This window comes from Paenibacillus sp. FSL R7-0313 (assembly GCF_037969885.1).
Taxonomy (GTDB): Bacteria; Bacillota; Bacilli; order Paenibacillales; family Paenibacillaceae; genus Paenibacillus.
Map to the genome: position 1 here is coordinate 5,706,200 of NZ_CP150219.1, position 21,017 is coordinate 5,727,216.

Below are 21,017 nucleotides of genomic sequence, written 5' to 3' on the forward strand. Positions count from 1 at the left end.
TGTTGTAATGATCAGCGCTATTATCGAAGCGCAAGTAGGTTATTTTATAACTGCGTTCGCATAACTTCTTGGTATGCTTCGACCACTTTGTTTCGGACTTGAGTTGTGAGTTGTAGGCTTAACAAGGCCTGTTCTGAAGCAATCATCACCTGATCCACATTCGCTTTGCCGACCAAAAATTGATTCGACATTTCATGCGATTGAGTCTCCTGTGCTGCGACGGACCCTAATGCATTCTGTAAGTATGTACCGAAGCTCTGAATGGTTTCGGCTGGTGTAGAAGGCTTACTTTCGGTTGCACTCTTCATCTGTAGCGGTTGTATCCCCTGTGTGCTAAACATGTTGTTCTGAATCATTAATGTCCCTCCCCTTCATCCCTGGTTTGTATTTTTCTTATTTTCATTTCAAAGCAGATTATCTTCCAATCTCCAAAGCTTTGGAGATCATCGCTTTGGTTGAATTCAGTGCTGTTACGTTTGCTTCATAGGAACGCGAAGCAGAGATCATGTCAACCATTTCTTTCGCAATATCCACATTAGGCATAAATACATATCCTTCTGCATTGGCATCCGGATGAGAAGGGTCATATACAGGCTTCAAAGGTGACTGATCCTCGCGAATCTCCGTTACTCTCACGCCATCTCCTGAACCGCTACCTCTCATCTGATTTTGCAGCATCGTACCAAATGACGTTTTATTCGGCTCAAGCACAACCATTTTACGTTTGTAAGGAACTGCTTCACCATTGGATACGCTCGCGCGCGTCGTCTCTGCGTTGGCAATGTTGGAAGATATAACGTCCATCCGCAACCGTTGGGCTGTCAGAGCTGAGCTACTGATGCTAAAACTATTACTAATGTTCAATTTAGGTTATCTCCCTTCCACGCCAACACGCATAATTTTAATTTGTTCGTTCACTTGCTGAATATAAGCGTTATAACGCAACTGATTCTCCGCCAGAAGACTCATTTCTCTGTCGATATCGACATTGTTTTCGTTGTTATTCATGGAGGTTGACTGGTCCATATTAACTACTGGCGTTGGTACGGAAGAGGAAGGACCTATGACAAAATGCCTTGCATCAGTTACTTTACCTTTAAGAACAGGCATATCTCCATTCATTTGCCCTTGCAACATTTCTTCAAAAGAAACGTCCGAGCGCTTGAAATACGGGGTATCGGCGTTCGCGATGTTGTCAGCAATCGTTCGTTGTCTGATATTGGACGCATCGAGTGCACCTTGCAATCTTTTAAAGCTGATATCGTTTAAAAGATTCACAATCCCCCTCCTCTCTTTAGAAGTAATGGAAAAAGATTGAATCTTTTCCCTTGAAAATTCTTATGTTTTTTTCGACAAAAACATTCGTCTTTACACGGTTTTCTAGGACTTAAGTAGAATTAACTCTGATGTTGTCGTATAACATAAGTTTCTTCGAGTTTGGGATTTATTACAATAAGAAAAAAGCCCTATCTTTTCTGAAAGACGGGGCTTTTTGTGTATTTTCTGCAAATTATGAATTTTTTCGTAAATGTTCGGGCCCAAAACAAAAGTATGTTAATACTCTCCCTTATTGTTCTTAAACATTCTTTAAATTAAAAAAAACTTTCAAGCCTCAACATGAGCTTACAACGCCCGTAATTATGTATATTTTCGAATATTTCATAATTGATAATGTTAGAATTTTTTGCCGTTGTACTAAGGGTTTAAGGACAATATGATAGGTATACATACAAAGCTATATATTAATCAATTGACAAGTTATCTTTCAATGATGAAGAAAACTCGTCCTTCCTACACAACACTTTCTTAACAATTAAGTGGAGTCTATATATTTTAATTTTAAGAAAACAATTAGTGGCTTCACACTTTTCTACAATTCATCATTTTGCGCATTTACGCAACATTTACCAATCCATCGACTAAACCGATGACCAGACTTGGAATAAGAAAAATTCTTTTAATGGGAATCATTGGTTATGGAAACGAAGAATAACTACCACTCCGATAGGTTTTAAATCCGTATACATGCGGCACAAGTCCTAGGTTTTGTCGATCCTTATAACAACCCCACATCTTTTATCGGTTGTAACATCGAAATCCTTTAGATAGAAACAAAAATAAACGATATGCGTCAAGTAAGAGGGCCTTTGTGATTCGCTAAAGGATCGCTTCCCTTTGTGGATCACATAAATGTTCTCTACTTTCTTGCATACCGTTCATTTATAGCATCATTTTAACAACTACATTGCTAATTCCATGTTACAGGATATACTGACTCAAATCACGATCAAGCGCAATATCATTTAATTTCTCCCGGACATACTCCGGAGTGATCACCATACGTTCCAGTGTAAGCTCAGGTGCCTCAAAGGATAAATCCTCCAAAAGCTTCTCAAGAATCGTATGCAGTCGACGTGCACCTATATTTTCTGTATTTTGATTGACGGATTCGGCCAATTTGGCAATCTCGCGAATGGCCTCATCCGAGAACTCAATCTCAATATTCTCGGTGCGCAGTAGATCAACATACTGCTTGGTCAATGCATTTTGCGGTTCAGTCAGAATGGATACAAACTCCTCCAGTGTAAGACTACTTAGTTCCACACGAATTGGGAAGCGCCCCTGAAGCTCAGGAATCAGATCAGAAGGTTTGGCAACATGGAATGCTCCAGCTGCCATAAACAGAATATAATCGGTTTTGACAGGACCATACTTCGTCATTACTGTAGAGCCCTCTACGATAGGCAGAATATCCCGTTGAACACCCTCCCGGGATACATCGGGTCCACTACCGCGTCCTTGACTGGCAACCTTGTCGATTTCATCAATGAATATGATACCTGTCTGCTCCGCCCGGCGAATGGACTCTTGGGTAACATCATCCATGTCGATCAATTTCCCTGCTTCTTCCTGGATCAATACTTTACGTGCTTCTTTAATAGCGAGTTTACGTTTTTTCGTACGACGAGGTAAGAGGCTGCCAAACATCTCCTGCATGTTCATGCCCATCTGATCATTACCTTGTCCAGCAAACATGTCCATCATGTTAGGCGCAGTGTCTTCAACATCAATCTCAATGATGTCATCCTCCAACTTGCCGGACAACAGATCAAACTTGATCTTACGGCGGCGTTCGGCAACCCCAGTATCCGGTTCTGGCTCATCCTGTTCCTGAACGTTGTTGCCATTATTACCAAAGATCATCTCAAAGGGATTACGCTGATTCTTGGACTTAGACTGTGAAGGAGCCAGAATATGTACAATTCGTTCGTTGGCAGCTTCTTCAGCTTTGTCTTTCACTTTTTCAGTCCGCTCCAGCTTCACCATCCGCAGTGATGTCTCAATCAGATCACGCACCATCGATTCAACGTCACGACCAACGTAACCTACTTCGGTGAATTTGGTAGCTTCCACTTTCACAAATGGCGCACCTACCAGTTTAGCAAGGCGACGGGCGATTTCCGTTTTACCCACACCGGTAGGTCCAATCATCAAGATGTTTTTAGGCACAATGTCGTCCTGGGTGTGCTCAGGCAAAAGGCTACGCCGATAACGATTACGAAGGGCTACGGCTACCGATTTTTTAGCTTTCTTTTGACCTACAATATACTTGTCAAGCTCTGCAACAATCTGTCTCGGTGTTAACGCTTGAGTATTCATATTGCTTCCCTCCTACCAGTATGTTGAATTATTTTACCTAACAAGGACAAAGAATCCCCTAGACGTCCTGGAGCAGATTACAGAATCATGCTCCACTACGGGAGATTTCTTTGGCTTATAACTCTTCTACAATAATATTACTATTGGTATATACACATAACTCCGAGGCAATCTGAAGTGATTCACGCGCAATATCTTTCGCTTCCAGGTTTACTGCATGACGTTTCAACGCACGCGCAGCAGATAAGGCAAAGTTGCCACCTGATCCGATAGCAATAACGTCATCATCCGGTTCGATAATCTCCCCGCCGCCTGAAATGAGCAGCATACCTGATTTGTCCATCACAATCAACAGCGCCTCAAGCTTACGCAAGATCCGATCCTGACGCCAATCCTTGGCAAGCTCTACAGCAGCACGCTGCAAGTTACCATGGTGCTCCTCCAGCTTACCTTCGAATTTCTCAAACAGGGTGATCGCATCCGCCACAGAACCAGCAAAGCCAGCAACAACCTGTCCGCGGTACAAACGTCTTACCTTCTTGGCTGTATTCTTCATCACAACACTTTGGCCCATGGTCACCTGACCATCTCCTGCGATTGCAGCCTTACCATTATGACGAACAGCACAGATCGTTGTAGCATGAAATGACATATCCATGATATCAGCATCCTCCCACGAATAATTTATACGCGTTCCGGAACAGTTAGACCTTCTGCCGCAGCAAAACTGGTGATGCCATCCAGGGCACGCTGTGCAAGAGCTTCATTTTTTTCCTTTTTGTTACGAATCTTCGTTTCAAGCTTCGGCAACAAACCAAAGTTTGCGTTCATTGGTTGGAAGTGCTTGAAGTCAGCCGTTGTAATATACTGAGCCATACTGCCAAGTGTTGTTTCTACCGGCAATACTACCAGTTCCTGCCCAAGTGCTGCTTTGGCTGCGTTCATGCCGGCAATAAGCCCTGATGCAGCAGATTCCACATATCCTTCTACACCCGTCATCTGACCTGCAAAGAACAGGTTTGGACGCTCTTTAAACTGATACGTCGGAAGAAGCAGTTTAGGAGAGTTAATAAATGTATTACGGTGCATTACGCCATAACGAACGAACTCTGCATTTTCAAGTCCAGGAATAAGGGAAAAGACACGTTTCTGTTCTCCCCATTTCAGATGCGTCTGGAAGCCCACCAAGTTATACAGGGTTCCAGCTGCATTGTCCTGTCTAAGCTGAACAACCGCATGTGGCAACTCTCCTGTATGAGGGTTAACCAGACCTACCGGTTTCATTGGACCAAACAGAGCCGTCTGTTTTCCGCGTTTCATCATCACTTCGATTGGCATACAGCCTTCAAAGTAGATTTCTTTCTCAAACTCTTTTAATTGAGCGACTTCAGCAGTAATGAGAGCTTCATAGAAGACATCAAACTCTTCTTCTGTCATCGGACAGTTCAGATATGCCGCTTCACCCTTATCATAACGGGAAGCCAGATATACCTTGTTCATATCAATTGAATCTTTTTCGATGATCGGTGCAGCTGCATCATAGAAGTAGAAATACTCTTCACCCATTAGTGCCTTGATTTGCTCAGACAATGCAGGTGAAGTCAGCGGCCCCGTTGCAACAACAACGATGCCATCTTCCGGCAGAGAAGTTAGTTCCTCATTCACCACTTCGATGAGCGGATGCTGGTGCAACGTGGATGTAATCTCACCTGAAAATCCATCCCGGTCCACAGCAAGTGCCCCACCTGCAGGAACTGCATGTTTGTCTGCTGCTGACAATACAAGAGAATTGAGCATTCTCATTTCTTCTTTTAACACACCCACTGCATTGGTCAATCCATTCGCACGCAGCGAGTTGCTACATACCAGCTCTGCAAATTTATCCGTATGATGAGCTGGCGTTTTCACAACAGGTCTCATCTCGTATAATTTTACGCGTACGCCGCGACTTGCAATCTGCCAGGCCGCTTCTGTTCCTGCCAGCCCGGCACCAATAACGGTTACTTGTTGTTCATTTGTCAAAATCATTTACCCCCATAAAGCAATTTCATATTTCACTATAATTGAATTGATTCACATTTATACTAATCTGCTGATTCGTCATCCGGTTCATCCACCGGCTCCTGATGATCACATGAAGTACACTGCAATCGTGCTCCCTTTTTGTTCCGCTTTTCAATCATTAGCGATCCGCAACTTGGACATGGTTTGGCTGAAGGTCTGTCCCATGAGACAAAATCACATTCAGGATATTTGTCACAACCGTAGAAAATACGTCCTTTTTTGCTACGACGCTCAACTACATGACCTTCCTTACATTTCGGACAAGTCACGCCGATATCCTTGATAATCGGTTTGGTATTCCGGCAATCAGGGAAGCCAGAGCACGCAAGAAACTTGCCAAAACGTCCGAGTTTATAAACCAGCGGTTTGCCGCACTTCTCACAGATCTCATCCGATACTTCGTCTTCAATCTCGATTTCTTTCATTTCTTCTTCCGCAAACTCAAGGCGTTTCTCAAAAGATTCATAGAATTCTGCAAGTACTTTGACCCAATCCTCGGAACCTTCCTCCACATGGTCAAGATCACCTTCCATGTTTGCGGTGAACTCTACATTCAGGATTTCCGGGAAAAACTCTTCCATCTGTTCGATGACCAGTTCACCCAGCTCGGTCGGCATGAATTTCTTTTCCTCAATTGCAACATATCCGCGCTTCTGAATGGTCTCCAGTGTTGGCGCATATGTACTCGGACGCCCTATACCCAATTCCTCAAGCGTCTTAACCAACCTTGCCTCCGTATATCGTGGTGGCGGTTGTGTAAAATGCTGTTTTGGCTCAATCTCCTGCTTCTCAAGTACATCTCCACTTTTCAGCGGAGGCAGCAGACGATCTTCATCGGTGGTACCATCGTCGTTTCCTTCAACATATACCTTCATGAAACCTTGGAACCGTACCTTCGAACCTGCTGCACGGAAAATGGTGTCCCCCGCAGCAATATCTACAGAGAGTGTATCCAGGATAGCCGAAGACATCTGGCTCGCTACAAAACGTTCCCATACCAGTTTATACAACCGGAACTGATCGCGACTCATGAATGACTTGATTGAGTCAGGATCACGCAGAATTGAAGTTGGACGAATCGCTTCATGCGCATCCTGAGCATTAGCTGCTTTTTTGGAATAGTTTCGTGGAGTCTCAGGTGCAAATGGCTCACCATACTTACCAACGATATATTCTTTGGCTTCTTCTTGTGCAGATGCCGCAATTCGTGTGGAGTCCGTACGCATATACGTGATGAGACCTACTGTGCCTTCTTTTCCAAGGTCTACACCTTCATATAGTTGTTGGGCGACCGACATCGTCTTGGAAGCTCTGAAATTCAATTTACGCGCCGCTTCCTGTTGCAAAGAACTCGTCGTAAACGGGGCGGAAGGGTTACGGCTCCGTTCTTTCTCTTTAACTTCCTTGATCGTAAAGTCTGCACCTTCGATCTGTTTCAGGATCGCTTGCACTTCCGCTTCACTGCCCAGCTCTGTTTTGGCCCCGTTCAGTTTATGAAACTTGGCTTCAAACGGATTGCCGTCTGCTGTCAGTTTGGCGGTAATGCTCCAGTATTCTTCCGGCTCAAAATCATCAATTTCATTTTCACGATCTAAAATGATTTTAACAGCCACGGACTGAACCCGGCCTGCAGACAAACCTTTTTTCACTTTCTTCCATAATAACGGACTAATTTTATATCCAACGAGCCGATCCAGAATACGTCTTGCCTGCTGCGCGTTAACCAAATCCATATTGATTTTCCGCGGCGTTTTGAACGCATCTTTGACCGCCTGTTTTGTAATTTCATTAAATACAACCCGGCAATCTGCCGTATCGTCCAGTTCAAGGGCATGGGCCAAATGCCATGCAATAGCCTCACCTTCGCGATCCGGGTCAGCTGCGAGATACACTTTTTTCACTTTCTTCCGTGCATCCTTCAGTTCTTTCAAAATTGAACCTTTGCCGCGGATCGTAATATATTTCGGATTAAAATCATTCTCTACCTCAACGCCGATCTGACTCTTTGGCAAATCGCGAACATGCCCCATCGAAGCTTTTACGATGAACTTGCTGCCTAAATATTTGCCTATCGTCTTCGCCTTTGAGGGTGACTCCACGATTACGAGTGCATCCGCCATAGGTTCATCCTCCTCTCAGTCATGAAACTGTCATGAAACTGTTTCTGTAAGCTTATGCATAGTTAATAACTTCTGCTAATTATATATTTCCACGCACTACGTAGGTTGTAGCTTCGTCATACCCTCGCGTATTTAGTGCCTGGTAATTGGCTAATCTGCTTTTTTATGATTAAAGATAACAGAACTGAATGCAAATGTCCAAAATCCCAACCAAGCAGCTCAACCAGTTGATCCAATGATTGTTCTCCCTGTTCCAACAGATAAATCACGCGTTGTTCATCTGGAGAGAGCTTAACCTCAGCGAATATCCCTCGCCCGGAAGGCTCGGTTGTTTCGGTCGAACGTCCTCTATTGTAAGGAAGTTGTTCTGCATTTGGCAAGCCCAATCGATACTCTTCCAATACATCTGCTGCACAAGTGACCAATTTGGCCCCTTGACGGATAAGATTGTGTGCTCCCCGACTTTTCGGCGATGTAATAGGTCCAGGGACTGCAAACACATCCCTGCCTGCTTCAAGCGCAGCATCTGCTGTAATGAGTGAACCACTGCGAATGTCAGCCTCAACAACCAATGTTCCCAGTGTCAGACCGGCAATGATTCGATTCCGTTCCGGAAATAATCCCTGGCGCGCTCTCGTACCTGGAGGATATTCCGACAAAAGCAGACCCGTCTCCGCAATTCGCTCGGCGAGGCTTGTATTTTCGGGTGGGTATATATTATCAATCCCGGTTCCGAATACTGCAATCGTTTTTCCTTTAGCACGTAGTACTGCCTCATGACACACGCTATCAATACCGCGGGCAAGCCCGCTTACAATCGTCAGACCTGCATTGCATAATTGCTCTGCCAGCTTTTCTCCAACTTTACGCCCATACACGGTTGGCATACGAGTTCCCACCATGGCAATAGACGAATTGTGTAGCAAACCAACATCCCCTCGAGCATACATTACCCAGGGAGGCTGAACGGTTTCCTTCATTAATATGGGATAATTCTGATCCAGATAAGTAATAACCTCTATCCCCTGATTGTAAACGTGTTCTCTTTTACTCTCAATCCAGTCGATAGTAAATTGGCTAGTCAAACGTGCAGCCTGATCTTTGCGCAATCCTGCTGCGACCCAGTCGCTTTCCCCATAATTCAATAGATCGGGTAATTCATGTTGTCCCAGAATCAGTTTCGAGATTGTTTTCTTGCCAATACCCTCCATCTCATGCAACCCAAACAAGATCCATCGTTCTTCCATACCATAAACCTCCCAGAGCGGGAAGAGTATCTTCCCTCATATTGTGTGTTAAGTGACCACGGAATGCAAGCGTTTACGCAGATGAGAGACAATTCCTCACCCTTTTCCCGTAAAAAAACGCAAAAAAGCAACCCTTCGCCCTGTTCAAGGACAAAAGGTTGCTTACCTTTTCCGTAACCATAATAGTCGGTCTACCAGAAATAGATCATTTCCGAGCCGTTTCTTCTATTATAACGAAAAAGAATTAATGTGTCGTGCACAAATTCAAAATACCGCGTTCCTCAAGTACACTCACCAAAGTCGAACCCATCTCAGCAGGAGTTGGTGCTACTTTGATTCCACATGATTCCAGCTTCGCAATTTTCTCTTTGGCTGTACCTTTGCCGCCAGAGATAATAGCGCCAGCATGGCCCATCCGTTTGCCTGGAGGCGCTGTTACGCCACCGATAAAGCCAACAACCGGTTTGGTCATGTTTTCACGTACCCAATCTGCAGCATCCTCTTCAGCTGTACCACCAATCTCACCAATCATGATGACCGCATGAGTCTGTGGATCTTCATTGAACCGTTTGAGGATATCAATGAACTCGGAGCCTTTTACAGGGTCTCCCCCAATTCCTACAGCAGAAGATTGTCCAATGCCACGTGTCGTCAGTTGATGAACGGCTTCATAGGTAAGTGTTCCACTACGGGAAACAACGCCTACGTGCCCTGCCATATGGATATAACCAGGCATGATACCGATTTTACATTCGCCTGGTGTAATGACACCTGGACAGTTTGGTCCGATCAGGACGGTATTTTTACCTTCCATGAAGCGGTCAACCTTGATCATGTCAAGAACCGGAATACCTTCTGTAATACAGATTACGAGGTCCAGCTCAGCATCAACAGCTTCCATAATGGAATCTGCTGCAAATGCAGGAGGAACGTAAATGACGCTCGCTGTTGCGCCTGTAGCTTCCTTCGCTTCCTGCACAGTGTTGAATACCGGCAGACTAGCTACTGTACCATCTTCCAACGTGATATCCACATTAGTTCCGCCTTTACCCGGTGTAACTCCGCCTACCATCTGGGTTCCGTAGTCCAATGCGCCCTTCGTGTGGAACATTCCCGTTGAACCCGTAATGCCTTGCGTAATGACTTTTGTATTTTTATCGATCAAAATACTCACGTTGCTTCACATCCTTACGGTTATTTTTCAATTCCCGGACAGCTCCGGTACTAAGGAATGAACTTATTTTACGAGGGCAACAATTTTCTGTGCACCATCGGCCATGGAATCAGCAGGAACGATATTCAGGCCAGATTCACCCAGAATACGTTTGCCAAGCTCCACGTTAGTTCCTTCAAGACGAACAACCAGCGGTTTGGTCAGGCCAAGCTGCTTCGCGGCTTCAACAACACCATTGGCGATAACATCACAGCGCATGATGCCACCGAAAATGTTAACAAAGATCCCAGCTACTTTGGCATCGGACAAGATGATCTTAAATGCTTCAGTCACCTTCTCTGTTGTTGCACCGCCCCCAACGTCAAGGAAGTTGGCCGGGTCTCCACCGTAGTATTTGATAATGTCCATCGTTGCCATCGCAAGTCCCGCACCATTGACCATACAGCCGATGTTGCCATCAAGTGCTATGTAGCTGAGGTCGTATTTGGAAGCTTCGATTTCTTTTTCATCCTCTTCATCCAGGTCACGCAGTTCCAAAATGTCTTTGTGACGGAACAGGGCGTTGGAGTCAAAGTTCAATTTCGCATCTAGCGCGATAACGTTTCCATCTCCGGTAACAACGAGAGGATTGATCTCGGCAATAGAGCAATCTTTTTCGACAAATGCAGTGTACAGCGCAAGCATGAACTTAACAGCTTTGTTCACCAGTTCATTAGGAATCTTAATGCTGTAAGCCAGTTTACGGGCCTGGAACACTTGCAATCCAATGGCAGGGTCAATAATTTCTTTGAAAATTTTCTCAGGTGTAGCTTCAGCTACTTCTTCAATCTCAGTACCGCCTTCTTCGGAAGCCATCATAACTACACGGCCTGTGGCACGGTCCACAACAACACCCACATAATACTCTTTGCGGATATCGCATCCTTCTTCAATCAGAAGACGTTTCACTTCTTTGCCTTCTGGTCCAGTCTGGTGTGTTACCAATACTTTGCCCAGAATTTCGGAAGCATAGGCACGAACTTCATCCGTACTCTTCGCCACTTTTACGCCACCGGCTTTACCCCGGCCACCTGCGTGAATTTGCGCTTTAACAACAGTCACCGGACTGCCCAGTGCCTCTGCGGCCGCAACCGCTTCATCGACTGTATAAGCAACCTTTCCGTTTGGAACGGTAACTCCATACTGTTTCAGTACTTCTTTTCCTTGATATTCATGGATATTCATTCTCGAATCCTCCTATCAACATGACTGCAACAAGGCGGGTTGGTAGACTAACAAAAGACAAATGTTGACTATTTTCACTTAAACCCAATTCATTGTAACACGTTTTTAAAACGCTTTCCTTAAAAAATTAATGGTTAATAGACAGTATTTTGATATGAGTATGATCCCATATTGTGAATGCTTGGGTATATATGGAAAAAACCTCAGCTAAAAGCTAAGGTTTCCTTGATGTAAAACTACATTTTATTTTTTGGCTGCGTTAGTGTTGGTTTGGTGAACTTTCTCCAGCAACCCTTTGAACTGACCCAGTAAAGCTTCAAACTCTGTACTGTTCAGACACGCATCTCCCTGAATGGATTCAGGTATGGACAATGCCTTGTTCCGCAGCTCACGGCCGGATTCGGTTAATGTAATTAATACTTTTCGTTCATCCTGAGCAGAGCGTTCGCGATTAATAAGTCCTGCTGACTGCAACCGTTTGAGAAGTGGTGTCAACGTTCCCGAATCGAGATAAAGTGCCTCCCCGATCTCCTTAACCGTACATTCTTCACGTTCCCACAATACCATCAGAACCAGATACTGTGAATACGTTACGCCGAGCACCTCAAGATAAGGCTGGTACATCTTCGTAATTTCACGTGAACAAGCATATATGGCAAAGCATAATTGGTTATCCAGCTTCAAACTGTCCGTCTGCATATATCTTTCTCACCTGCCTATTGTGCATTCTATTCCTTATAAAAAGGAACTATAAATCTATCTTATCACAAATTAGCAAAAAAACAGAATAATTGAGCACAAATGATTTTACTATTCAATTTAATTATGATAAATTAGATTGTGTAAAACATAATTACAGATAGATAATCAGCAGTACATCCCCATGATTTAACAACAATAATAGATAAGTCCCGCGAACAGATTCACGCTTTCTCGGGTCAAATTTAATAATCATAATGAAAATTTATACGTAACCATTTTCGCCAAAGCTATTTAATGATTTCCTTCCAGAAATAAAATTCAGGGATCAGGAAAGATGACTACAGCAATGATAATGACAGGTTGACTCCATGATTCCTTTTATATAAAATGCTTAGTAGAAGCTGAGGAAGCACCTTAATTCGTAGACTGGCCCGTATTATGCGGAGTCAAGAATCGAGTGAGGTGTTTCTTTGTCATGTACGGAAAATTACACAGTGCGTGTTTGTACGGAATCGATGGCGTTCTGATCGAGGTGGAAACCGATCTATCCAATGGTCTGCCACAGACGTCCATCATCGGGTTACCAGACTCAGCCATTCGAGAGGCCGTTGAACGTGTTCGTGCAGCGATCAAAAACTGCGGATATCAGTATCCGTTACAGCGGATCACAATCAATCTGGCCCCCGCTGATCTGCGCAAAGAAGGATCTTCCTTTGACCTAGCTATTGCTATTGGTTTACTCATGACAAGCGGCCAGCTTGTACTTCCTCCCGAGGAACGGACATTAGTGGTTGGCGAACTGGCATTGGATGGTTCGATCAGGTCCGTGCCCGGCATTTTATCCATGGTGGATCTGGCCAAACGACAAGGCTTTACGTCCGTGCTCCTGCCTTTGGATAACGTGGAGGAAGCGTCACTGATTCGAGGTATCCAGGTGTTTGGCATACGTCATTTACAGGATATTGCTCCGAAAAACCCAGATCAACCTGCTAGTTCAGTGGGAATACTAAATAATTCAAATGCAGGACCAGTCGTGTTGAAAAATTATGCTCACCTCGCTGCTCCTATAACAGATAGGCCACAGAAGATAATGGATAAAAAGACGAGACAGTCTTCATTACTGGCAGATGACTATAGTGATGTTCTGGGGCAGCACCATGTAAAACGCGCGCTTATGATTGCTGCAGCCGGCATGCATAATATACTGCTCGTTGGACCGCCAGGCACGGGCAAAACGATGTTAATCAAACGTTTGCCTACCATCCTTCCACCTTTGTCAGAAGATGAAGCGTTAGAAGTAACCAAAGTATTAAGTGCCGCAGGCAAGTTGAAAGAAGCGCCTCAAGGCCTGATTGCAGATAGACCTTTTCGCTCGCCTCACCATACAATATCCACCTCTGGTCTAATTGGAGGCGGTGGTATTCCGAAACCGGGTGAAGTGAGCCTTGCCCACCGAGGTATATTGTTTCTGGATGAATTACCTGAGTTCCAGCGCCAAGTGCTGGAGGTATTAAGGCAGCCGTTAGAGGATCGCACAGTGACAATTAGCCGGGCGCGGGCAGCATTCACCTTTCCGGCCCAATTCATGCTTGCATGTTCCATGAATCCCTGTCCCTGCGGATATTTGTCCGCTCATTCGGAGGAGCAACGCTGCATATGTAGTCCAGCCCGTGTTGCCGCGTACCGAGCCAAAATTTCAGGACCACTGCTGGACCGCATTGATCTTCAGGTTGAGGTTCCTCCACCAGGCGAGTGGCGCAAGTCTGCTGCTTCCCCTTCCTCTGAAGAAATGCAGGCAAAAGTGATCCACGCTCATCAAATTCAGGCTACACGTTATGCCAAAAGTTCGGTTCGTTGGAATAGCCAGCTTTCGGGCACGCTTTTGCGACGAACGATCCATCTCCCCCAAGAGGCAGAGCAACTGTTAGAGCAAACGCTGCAAACGTTAAACCTGAGCATGCGTGCACATGATCGAATTATCAAAATGGCACAGACCATTGCCGATCTGGACCATGAAGGTGAAATTGTGACAGCTCATGTGGCTGAAGCCATCCAGTATCGTCAGTTGGATCTTAATTTATTTTGAAGCTATTTTAAGAAGCGTATGGAGGAAAGAACAGGCCTATTTACCCAAAGGCAGTGAAATGGGCATGAAACTGTAGACAGCAGATGTAGACAGCAGAGAAAGATCGAGAAGGATTTCTTATGCAGATTCTACAATGCGGATACGCCAACATGACAAAAAACGTACAAGCCCTTCTCTTCTGTGAAGAAAGGTACTTGTACGTAGATTTCCCTGTAAACGTAAGGGGATCTTATATAGCTAAGGACTACAATAATTTATTATTCAAAAAGAGTGAGTTTGTCCTTGGCTGGTGTGCGTTCTTTGGCAGAAGGAATAACATCAGGATATCCCATATAAATCATACCTACAATCTTCTCTCCCGCCTCTATTCCCAGCGGTTTGCGGAATTTGGGAGCGTACAAAAATGGCTTGGTCACCCAGAACGTTCCAATGTCTTCACTCCAGGCTGCAAGCATAAAGTTCTGAACCAATGCACTGACCGCAGCGAAGTCTTCGTCCCAGATATTCTGTCTTGGATCTTCTTCCAGCACGACAAGCATGACGGATGGAACTTGCATAATATTGGCTGAGAATTTGTTGTCTTCTCCCATTTCTGCGTCAATAGCCTCAGCCAGTTTCTTCCGTCCATTCCCGGTAAACAACAAAAATCTCCAAGGTTCACGCAGTTTATGGTTAGGAGCCCAGACTGCAGTGTCCAGCAATTCTATGATTTGCTGTGTAGGAACAGCTTCTTTTTTAAACTTTTTCACCGTACGACGGTTTTGAATCGCATTTCTGACTTCATTTGTTGTTTTCGTAGCTTTACTCATCGGCAGTACCTCCTGTTTATAAAATCATTTGCAACCGCAATAGTGATTCGCGGCCTTGTACATTCAATATAATTTCTTTATGACATAATAAAATACCAGTTTACCTTCTTGATTATACACCCATCTGATCACGAGATTCAAAGGGGAGGCAACGGTCAGTACCGTTAGGGTCATTACAACAGAAAAGACGACTCTGAATCTTGATTCACCACGAGGGATCATAAAGTCAGAACCGTCTTTTATTCTCATGTTATTTATTCACATATCATATCAACGAGTAATCAATCGTCGTAACTCGCCCCTTCAAACGTGCCATTCCCTTCAAATGTGCCATTAACAAAATCCATTTTGTTGTACTTCTCCTGGTTACCTGCAACATCTGTACTATAGTACTCTACCACCTTGACATCAGGGGCATAAAACTTGACGGGTCCTTCATAGTTTTTCCATTCTGCCCCATTGATTCGATATTGCGTTGTTTTTACGCCCGAACCTTTGACTTCATCTGTTGCCTGAAGTCTGAATGTAAATCCTTTGATGTATATTTTCCCGTTCACAGTATCTGTAATAGGAACTAATCTGTACTTGGTTACTGGAGGTGTAATATCTGCATCTTTCTTAAGTACGATATTAAACGTATTATGATCTCCTTTTACAAGAGTAACGCTCAGGCTCGTTTTTAAATACCCTGCTGCTTCTCCCGTTATCGTTCTAGCCCCTGTTGGTACGCGCTTTATTAAATAGTTGCCTTGAGCATCTGTTGTTGCCGAACCTCCAGCATTAACTTTAGCCCCATTTACTGGATTGCCCGATTCATCTACAACTTTTCCCCGCACGTGTGCCGCCTCTGCCAAAACAACATCCATTCTCAAGGTTCCTCCCTCCCGGACACCCAAGCGATCCTGTTCATATAACATATAATCATCGGCATCTACCCATATTGCAATGTTCGGATTATAAGCGTAATCAATTCCTGTAACCGCATATCGACCATGCTGATCAGTTTTCACTATACGATCAAAGACACTTGTTACTTTTATACGAGCATCTGGAACAGGTCTGCCTGCCTGATCTTTGACTGTTCCCACAATTGTGGAAGGTTCATAAATACGAAAATCTAGCTGTATTTGTTCTCCACCGGACAATCCGTAGGAGCCATAGTGTCTGTACGTCACATAACCCTCTGCTTCAACTACAAAAGTAATGTCCGTATTGTCTTCAACGGACTCTATAATACTATACCGCCCATTCCCATCCGTCTTCACGCTTTTCTCTGACGTATCCCCACGATAATTAAGCCAATACTTGACAGTAGCGTCCTTGACAGGTAATCCCTGACGATCAATAACTTTACCTGATACAGTTGCCTGGCTAGATGGATCGGCTGCATAAGAAACTCCGGAATACATGATTCCAAACAAAATGAAACATAAAGATAGTGTACTTAGTCGAATTATCCATTTGATACTTGTCTGCATCTTCTCACTACACCTCACCATTTATTTTATTGATCAAACATTCCTCTTTAACCTCTTAAATTAACTTACCATAAGTTCAAGCTTCCAGAATTCTCCGTCCCAAACATATTGCCAAATCCCCTGTCCACCGTTCATGGTCTCGCTGATATCCAGCACTTCCATCCGAGGGCACTCCCATACTTGTTTTACTGTGTTGTTCGAAGTATTCTGAAGCTCTTTCATACATCCCACCAACCTCTCTTTAAATTTCAACTTTCTTAGTTTATTACAAATGATACATTTTGTATCTATAAATTTATGAAATACACTGATTTTATTATCAATGCTCTATCCTCTGTTTGGTGACTTCATAGTTAAAACAAAAAAAGCCGCAGCTCCTGTATGAAGAGGAACTACGACTTTATTATATTAACTAATTTCAAAACTAAAACAAATGAAAAGATAAGACATAATTAAACTTGTACTTCGAAATAACTGACCGACCCACATTAAAAAGATACATTTCGTATCAATAAATACAGCAATAACTTTTTAGTGTAATTCTTAAAAAGCATTAACAATATGATTCACAGAGACAGTCTCTCCTGCTTGATCAAGCATTACGGCAATAACATCAAAGCGGATCTGAAGTTCCGTCTCTCCCTTCATTTGCAAATACACGGATGCGGTTGAGCGCACCTGCTGCATTTTACGCATATCCACCGATTCCTGAGGTGTACCGTACTGAGTGGCTCCACTTCTGCTCCTTACTTCTACAAAGACAATCAGGCCCTCGTAGGAAGCAATGATGTCAATCTCACCACTACGGCAACGCCAGTTCTGTCTAATGATCCGATAATTGTGCTCTCGCAGCCATTGACAGGCAGCCTCTTCACCTAATCGACCCTTCTGCTGTCGTGTAAGCTTCAGTCCCGGCTCCTTGCCTGATCTATGTTCTACCATGACTCGTCTTCCTCACGTCCTGAAGCCAGTCGATCTGCACGGTAGACGTAGGTTAGAACCTCTGCAACCAATTGATACAGTTCTGCCGGAATCTGTTCATCCAGATCCAACTTGGAGAGCACCTCCACAAGTGCTGCATCCTCCTGAACAGCCACACCGTTTTCTCTGGCTTTATCCAAAATGGCTTCTGCCACTTTGCCGCGCCCCTTGGCTACAACAACAGGTGCTTCGCTCTCTCCAGGAACATATTTTAGGGCAACCGCCTTTTTGGAGAGCAGGTCCGGTTGTGACGACTCGTCTTTCATACCTTCAAGTCCACCCCTTTGTATCGTTCAGGACTATAGTCCGAGGCCCTCGTTTTTCGTTCCGCGCCCGGCTCCTGGCCCGCAGGCCACGGTTCCGCCTTGAAGGTCAGCAGTTGATAGCCCAACTTGTCCAATGCCTGATGGATTACCTCTCGTCCGCTCTCCAGAAGCGGCCCCATCCCTTCCCGATCATTTAATACACGCAGACTGACAATGTTATTAACCACATGTACATCTACCAGAGTTGGCCCAAGACTTTTCATGTCCAGATCAAACCATAGACGGCAGTTGGACGCATCCAGCTCTCCACGTGGTCCACGACGTGACTGAATCTGAACAGACGCCGTTTCTTCCCCCTCCGGTCCAGTGATCGGAATAAACCAGTGCATCTGTGCAAAGGTAGCACTGCGATCTGTCGTCAGCAATAACTGCTGACCTGTCAGATATTGCACGGCCTGTCCGGCGGCATCCTTAAGCGCCGCCGGTGCACCTTCGCTGCTGGCAAGCTGCAGCAGCAAGCCCTTCAGCGTGTCCGCATTTGCCGGACTCGCCGCATCCCCCACGCGCGGCTGCACAGCCGCGCCGTGAACGGCCTGCTGCTCGTGCTCCGCACCGAGCAGCTTCAGCACGCGCCCCACCCACGGGTCCCCCTCGTGGGTGACAGGCGCGTGCACTGCCGCAGCTCCCGCAGGTGCTGCGGCACTACCGCCAGCCGGCGGCGCATCAGCGCCGGCTGGCAACGGCTGCGGCACGCCTACGGCAGCCGCAGCCGCCTGGCCGCCCTGCGATGCAGGGGCGGCCTGTGCTGCCGCACCAGGCTGTGCCGGTGCGGCAGTGGACGCGCTGCGCAGGGCGTCCAGCAGCGCCAGCAGCTTGGGCGCCAGCTGCGCTGCCGTAGGCGCTGCTGGCGCCGCCTGGCCTGCTGCGGACGGAGTCCCCGCAGCAGCAGGCGTTTCAGCGCGGCCGTCAGTCCGACCGGCCGCGCCTGCTTCTGGCTGGCCTGCACTTACACGGCCAGGCACAGATTCAGCTGCCGCCCCTGGTGTACCCGGGCGGCTCCCAGCTTGGCCCGCATCAGTCCCGCGCGGGCTCTCGCCAGGTATTCCGCTTCCAGACGGAATACCCGCAGCCCCTTTGCCAGCCGTTTCAACGTTGCTTGCAACTGCCTTTGCCCCGGCTTCAGCATTTCCTGCGCCGGTCTGCTGGTTTCCTTTCACCGCAGTACCTGCATCCTCTGCCCCGCCATCTGTCATGGATATAGCTCCTGCCAACGCCCCTTGTCCTTGTTGCGTTGACAAAGCAGGTGTTCCGGTTCCAGTCACCTGACGACCATTGCCTGATGCAGCCAATCCTTCTTCCGTCTGTGATGCATTTGGTACTACAGGTGCACCAGCCATGACTGCTGGTTTCAACGTAGCAGATTGTTCTCCAGGCAATACCGGTTTACCTGTTGTTTGTGTCAGCATCGTTTCCAACTGATCAGCCAACCCGCTTAACAACTGATGCAGAGGGGGGCCAAACACCGTCTGGTGTAATCCTTTTACTGTTTCCGCCGTAACCGGAAGCCCACGTTGAAAAGCAATCCCTGTCGCCTGCACCCATTCTTCCACAGGGACCTGTGCAGGTTTGGCAGTCATCATATTCTGGACCATAGCCACATTATCCTTCGTGAGCGGCAAACCGCTACGCTGCATGGCAAGTAACAGTTCCCGGTTCCCTTTTGTATCCGGCAGTCCTACATCCTTAAGCAGGTTGTTCAGCGAAGCTTGTGGCAGCTCAGCAAGTGTTCCAGCCATAGGTTTCATTACCGTTATGCCATTTTCACCTGGAGGCTGCACTTGAAGCAACGTGGTCTCACCCGGACGGAGTGGAGTCTCCAACTTGGCGCGTACCTGCACACCTTGAATCTGCAGAACTGCTTCTCCTCCATCATCGGATACACTAACGACGGAGCCACGAACCACCTGACCTTCCTTTAATTCAAGCGGTTTGGCATTGCCGGGCTTACTATCTCCCATTAACCCCTTTATCATGGAACCGATATTCAAATCTCTCCCCCTCCTTCCTTCAAACCTGTGTTAAAACAAAGATTGCTGCTCTCCAAGCAGGTTGCCGAGAAAACTGCGTCGATGCATCGGGGTTGCCCCCAATGCCATAATTTGCTCCCGATGAACTTTTGTTGCATATCCTTTATGTATCGACAAACCATATTCCGGATATAACGTATCCCATTCTTCCTTACATAGTCGATCTCGCGTTACCTTGGCAATAATCGATGCCGCTGCGATCGATTGACTATTGGCGTCACCTTTAATAATGGACAGTTGAGGTACATTCAGATCCACCTTCTCGGCATCCACCAGCATATAATCAGGCGTTTCTCCCAATGCTTCAACAGCTCGTTTCATCGCGAGTCTCGCCGCCTGCTTGATATTAAGCCGATCAATTGTCTCTGCATCCGCGTACCCGATACCTACCGCCAGCGCCTTTTCCATAATGACGTCATATAGTGCATCACGTTTTTTCTCCGTCAATTTCTTGGAGTCATTCACACCTTCCAGAATGAGATCCTTCGGTAAAATAACCGCCGCTGCGACAACATCCCCAAACAAGCATCCCCGTCCTACCTCATCAATACCAGCAATACGTTCAAATCCACTGTCCCAATACTCCCGCTCGTAGATCAGCAGGTCTCGAGGTTCACTGGCTTCTTTTTTCTTCTTCGGTCCAACCGGGGTATCCAGTAGATTCAACCCGATCACTTCATTATTTTCAACCATAACGCTCATCTCCTCTACCCACGCTTTTTCAGCATGCGTATCACTTACAACTTTTTTATAATATAGACGTAGATCCTCTGTCTTTTGTTCTGTACAACCTGTCACTCTCAGCAAAACTTTTCCTTGAGATTTACAATATAAAGATAGTGATGTCTTCATTTATCGGTATTTGATGGTTTAAATTGAATATATCAGACCTCGACTAATCTAAATTGCACCACCATTCATCATAGCACGATTTAGACGCACCTGATATATAGGCCAGCCAATTCCATAAAGCGTACTGTTCTTCAATCCTCTTCCATTTTATCGTTTCGACATATGTTCCAGCGCTACTTCCGCGTTTGTATACACCAAAAACGACCGCTCCGGGTAATCCCGTAACGGCCGCTTCTTTCGGCACTTGTATATATGAAATGAACAGAT

At 45.7% G+C, this 21,017-nt stretch carries 19 protein-coding genes; 1 reads left to right on the forward strand and 18 read right to left on the reverse strand.

Annotated features, from left to right (window positions below; genetic code table 11):
- Window positions 1-44 precede the first annotated feature (44 nt).
- The 11 genes from fliE to NSQ38_RS24835 all read right to left on the reverse strand — a co-directional run bounded on the left by fliE (window position 45) and on the right by NSQ38_RS24835 (window position 12,188).
- Window positions 45-356, reverse strand: a complete 312-nt coding sequence (gene fliE / locus NSQ38_RS24785; RefSeq protein WP_338593804.1) for a flagellar hook-basal body complex protein FliE — start codon at window positions 354-356, stop codon at window positions 45-47.
- 58 nt (window positions 357-414) lie between these two features.
- Window positions 415-864 carry a flagellar basal body rod protein FlgC gene (gene flgC / locus NSQ38_RS24790; protein ID WP_017689191.1) on the reverse strand — a complete coding sequence of 150 codons (450 nt, stop codon included), beginning with the start codon at window positions 862-864 and terminating at the stop codon, window positions 415-417.
- 6 nt (window positions 865-870) lie between these two features.
- Window positions 871-1,278 (reverse strand): flagellar basal body rod protein FlgB, encoded by a 408-nt coding sequence (gene flgB / locus NSQ38_RS24795; RefSeq protein WP_036670359.1) that lies wholly within the window; start codon window positions 1,276-1,278, stop codon window positions 871-873.
- A 981-nt stretch (window positions 1,279-2,259) separates the two neighbouring features.
- Window positions 2,260-3,660 carry an ATP-dependent protease ATPase subunit HslU gene (gene hslU, locus NSQ38_RS24800; protein ID WP_076208906.1) on the reverse strand — a complete coding sequence of 467 codons (1,401 nt, stop codon included), beginning with the start codon at window positions 3,658-3,660 and terminating at the stop codon, window positions 2,260-2,262.
- Between the two features lie 115 nt (window positions 3,661-3,775).
- Window positions 3,776-4,318: an ATP-dependent protease subunit HslV gene (gene hslV, locus NSQ38_RS24805; protein WP_076208907.1), complete on the reverse strand. Its 543-nt coding sequence runs from the start codon at window positions 4,316-4,318 to the stop codon at window positions 3,776-3,778.
- Window positions 4,319-4,344: 26 nt separating this feature from the next.
- Window positions 4,345-5,682: an FADH(2)-oxidizing methylenetetrahydrofolate--tRNA-(uracil(54)-C(5))-methyltransferase TrmFO gene (gene trmFO / locus NSQ38_RS24810; protein ID WP_036609377.1), complete on the reverse strand. Its 1,338-nt coding sequence runs from the start codon at window positions 5,680-5,682 to the stop codon at window positions 4,345-4,347.
- Between the two features lie 62 nt (window positions 5,683-5,744).
- The gene (gene topA, locus NSQ38_RS24815) at window positions 5,745-7,844 is read right to left on the reverse strand and encodes a type I DNA topoisomerase (protein WP_124114065.1); all 2,100 of its coding nucleotides are present in this window, start codon (window positions 7,842-7,844) and stop codon (window positions 5,745-5,747) included.
- A 116-nt stretch (window positions 7,845-7,960) separates the two neighbouring features.
- On the reverse strand, window positions 7,961-9,091 hold the full coding sequence (gene dprA / locus NSQ38_RS24820) for a DNA-processing protein DprA (protein WP_339784569.1): 1,131 nt from the start codon (window positions 9,089-9,091) through the stop codon (window positions 7,961-7,963).
- Window positions 9,092-9,335: 244 nt separating this feature from the next.
- Complete coding sequence (sucD, locus tag NSQ38_RS24825) at window positions 9,336-10,265, reverse strand: succinate--CoA ligase subunit alpha (protein ID WP_036609382.1); 930 nt, start codon at window positions 10,263-10,265, stop codon at window positions 9,336-9,338.
- Window positions 10,266-10,328: 63 nt separating this feature from the next.
- The gene (sucC, locus tag NSQ38_RS24830) at window positions 10,329-11,489 is read right to left on the reverse strand and encodes an ADP-forming succinate--CoA ligase subunit beta (protein ID WP_036609384.1); all 1,161 of its coding nucleotides are present in this window, start codon (window positions 11,487-11,489) and stop codon (window positions 10,329-10,331) included.
- A 243-nt stretch (window positions 11,490-11,732) separates the two neighbouring features.
- The gene (locus NSQ38_RS24835) at window positions 11,733-12,188 is read right to left on the reverse strand and encodes a MarR family transcriptional regulator (RefSeq protein WP_339784572.1); all 456 of its coding nucleotides are present in this window, start codon (window positions 12,186-12,188) and stop codon (window positions 11,733-11,735) included.
- Window positions 12,189-12,666: 478 nt separating this feature from the next.
- Between NSQ38_RS24835 and NSQ38_RS24840 the strand changes: the two genes are divergently transcribed.
- Window positions 12,667-14,277 (forward strand): YifB family Mg chelatase-like AAA ATPase, encoded by a 1,611-nt coding sequence (locus tag NSQ38_RS24840; RefSeq protein ID WP_339784574.1) that lies wholly within the window; start codon window positions 12,667-12,669, stop codon window positions 14,275-14,277.
- A gap of 257 nt (window positions 14,278-14,534) precedes the next feature.
- On the opposite strand, the gene NSQ38_RS24845 is transcribed toward NSQ38_RS24840, so the two are convergent.
- The 7 genes from NSQ38_RS24845 to NSQ38_RS24875 form a co-directional block, all read right to left on the reverse strand.
- A complete protein-coding gene (locus NSQ38_RS24845; protein WP_074094554.1) occupies window positions 14,535-15,086 on the reverse strand; it encodes a nitroreductase in 552 nt (183 codons plus the stop codon).
- Window positions 15,087-15,367: 281 nt separating this feature from the next.
- Window positions 15,368-16,495, reverse strand: coding sequence for a carboxypeptidase-like regulatory domain-containing protein (locus NSQ38_RS24850; RefSeq protein WP_339784577.1), 1,128 nt, complete (start codon window positions 16,493-16,495; stop codon window positions 15,368-15,370).
- A gap of 129 nt (window positions 16,496-16,624) precedes the next feature.
- On the reverse strand, window positions 16,625-16,786 hold the full coding sequence (locus tag NSQ38_RS24855; RefSeq protein ID WP_139331839.1) for a paeninodin family lasso peptide: 162 nt from the start codon (window positions 16,784-16,786) through the stop codon (window positions 16,625-16,627).
- A 321-nt stretch (window positions 16,787-17,107) separates the two neighbouring features.
- On the reverse strand, window positions 17,108-17,506 hold the full coding sequence (locus NSQ38_RS24860) for a YraN family protein (RefSeq protein WP_339784580.1): 399 nt from the start codon (window positions 17,504-17,506) through the stop codon (window positions 17,108-17,110).
- The gene (locus NSQ38_RS24865) at window positions 17,500-17,811 is read right to left on the reverse strand and encodes an EscU/YscU/HrcU family type III secretion system export apparatus switch protein (protein WP_289392000.1); all 312 of its coding nucleotides are present in this window, start codon (window positions 17,809-17,811) and stop codon (window positions 17,500-17,502) included. Before NSQ38_RS24865 ends, NSQ38_RS24860 begins: the two co-directional genes overlap by 7 nt.
- The gene (locus tag NSQ38_RS24870) at window positions 17,808-19,859 is read right to left on the reverse strand and encodes a DNA ligase (protein ID WP_339784582.1); all 2,052 of its coding nucleotides are present in this window, start codon (window positions 19,857-19,859) and stop codon (window positions 17,808-17,810) included. Before NSQ38_RS24870 ends, NSQ38_RS24865 begins: the two co-directional genes overlap by 4 nt.
- Window positions 19,860-19,889: 30 nt before the next feature.
- Window positions 19,890-20,591 (reverse strand): ribonuclease HII, encoded by a 702-nt coding sequence (locus NSQ38_RS24875; RefSeq protein WP_339784584.1) that lies wholly within the window; start codon window positions 20,589-20,591, stop codon window positions 19,890-19,892.
- Between the last annotated feature and the right edge of the window lie 426 nt (window positions 20,592-21,017).

Bases quoted from the DNA above. Each gene is read 5' to 3' on its own strand.
- fliE (WP_338593804.1), bottom strand. From the start codon at position 356: ATGATTCAGAACAACATGTTTAGCACACAGGGGATACAACCGCTACAG.
- hslU (WP_076208906.1), bottom strand. From the start codon at position 3,660: ATGAATACTCAAGCGTTAACACCGAGACAGATTGTTGCAGAGCTTGAC.
- hslV (WP_076208907.1), bottom strand. From the start codon at position 4,318: ATGGATATGTCATTTCATGCTACAACGATCTGTGCTGTTCGTCATAAT.
- topA (WP_124114065.1), bottom strand. From the start codon at position 7,844: ATGGCGGATGCACTCGTAATCGTGGAGTCACCCTCAAAGGCGAAGACG.
- dprA (WP_339784569.1), bottom strand. From the start codon at position 9,091: ATGGAAGAACGATGGATCTTGTTTGGGTTGCATGAGATGGAGGGTATT.
- sucC (WP_036609384.1), bottom strand. From the start codon at position 11,489: ATGAATATCCATGAATATCAAGGAAAAGAAGTACTGAAACAGTATGGA.
- NSQ38_RS24835 (WP_339784572.1), bottom strand. From the start codon at position 12,188: ATGCAGACGGACAGTTTGAAGCTGGATAACCAATTATGCTTTGCCATA.
- NSQ38_RS24840 (WP_339784574.1), top strand. From the start codon at position 12,667: ATGTACGGAAAATTACACAGTGCGTGTTTGTACGGAATCGATGGCGTT.
- NSQ38_RS24845 (WP_074094554.1), bottom strand. From the start codon at position 15,086: ATGAGTAAAGCTACGAAAACAACAAATGAAGTCAGAAATGCGATTCAA.
- NSQ38_RS24850 (WP_339784577.1), bottom strand. From the start codon at position 16,495: ATGTATTCCGGAGTTTCTTATGCAGCCGATCCATCTAGCCAGGCAACT.
- NSQ38_RS24855 (WP_139331839.1), bottom strand. From the start codon at position 16,786: ATGAAAGAGCTTCAGAATACTTCGAACAACACAGTAAAACAAGTATGG.
- NSQ38_RS24860 (WP_339784580.1), bottom strand. From the start codon at position 17,506: ATGGTAGAACATAGATCAGGCAAGGAGCCGGGACTGAAGCTTACACGA.
- NSQ38_RS24865 (WP_289392000.1), bottom strand. From the start codon at position 17,811: ATGAAAGACGAGTCGTCACAACCGGACCTGCTCTCCAAAAAGGCGGTT.
- NSQ38_RS24875 (WP_339784584.1), bottom strand. From the start codon at position 20,591: ATGGTTGAAAATAATGAAGTGATCGGGTTGAATCTACTGGATACCCCG.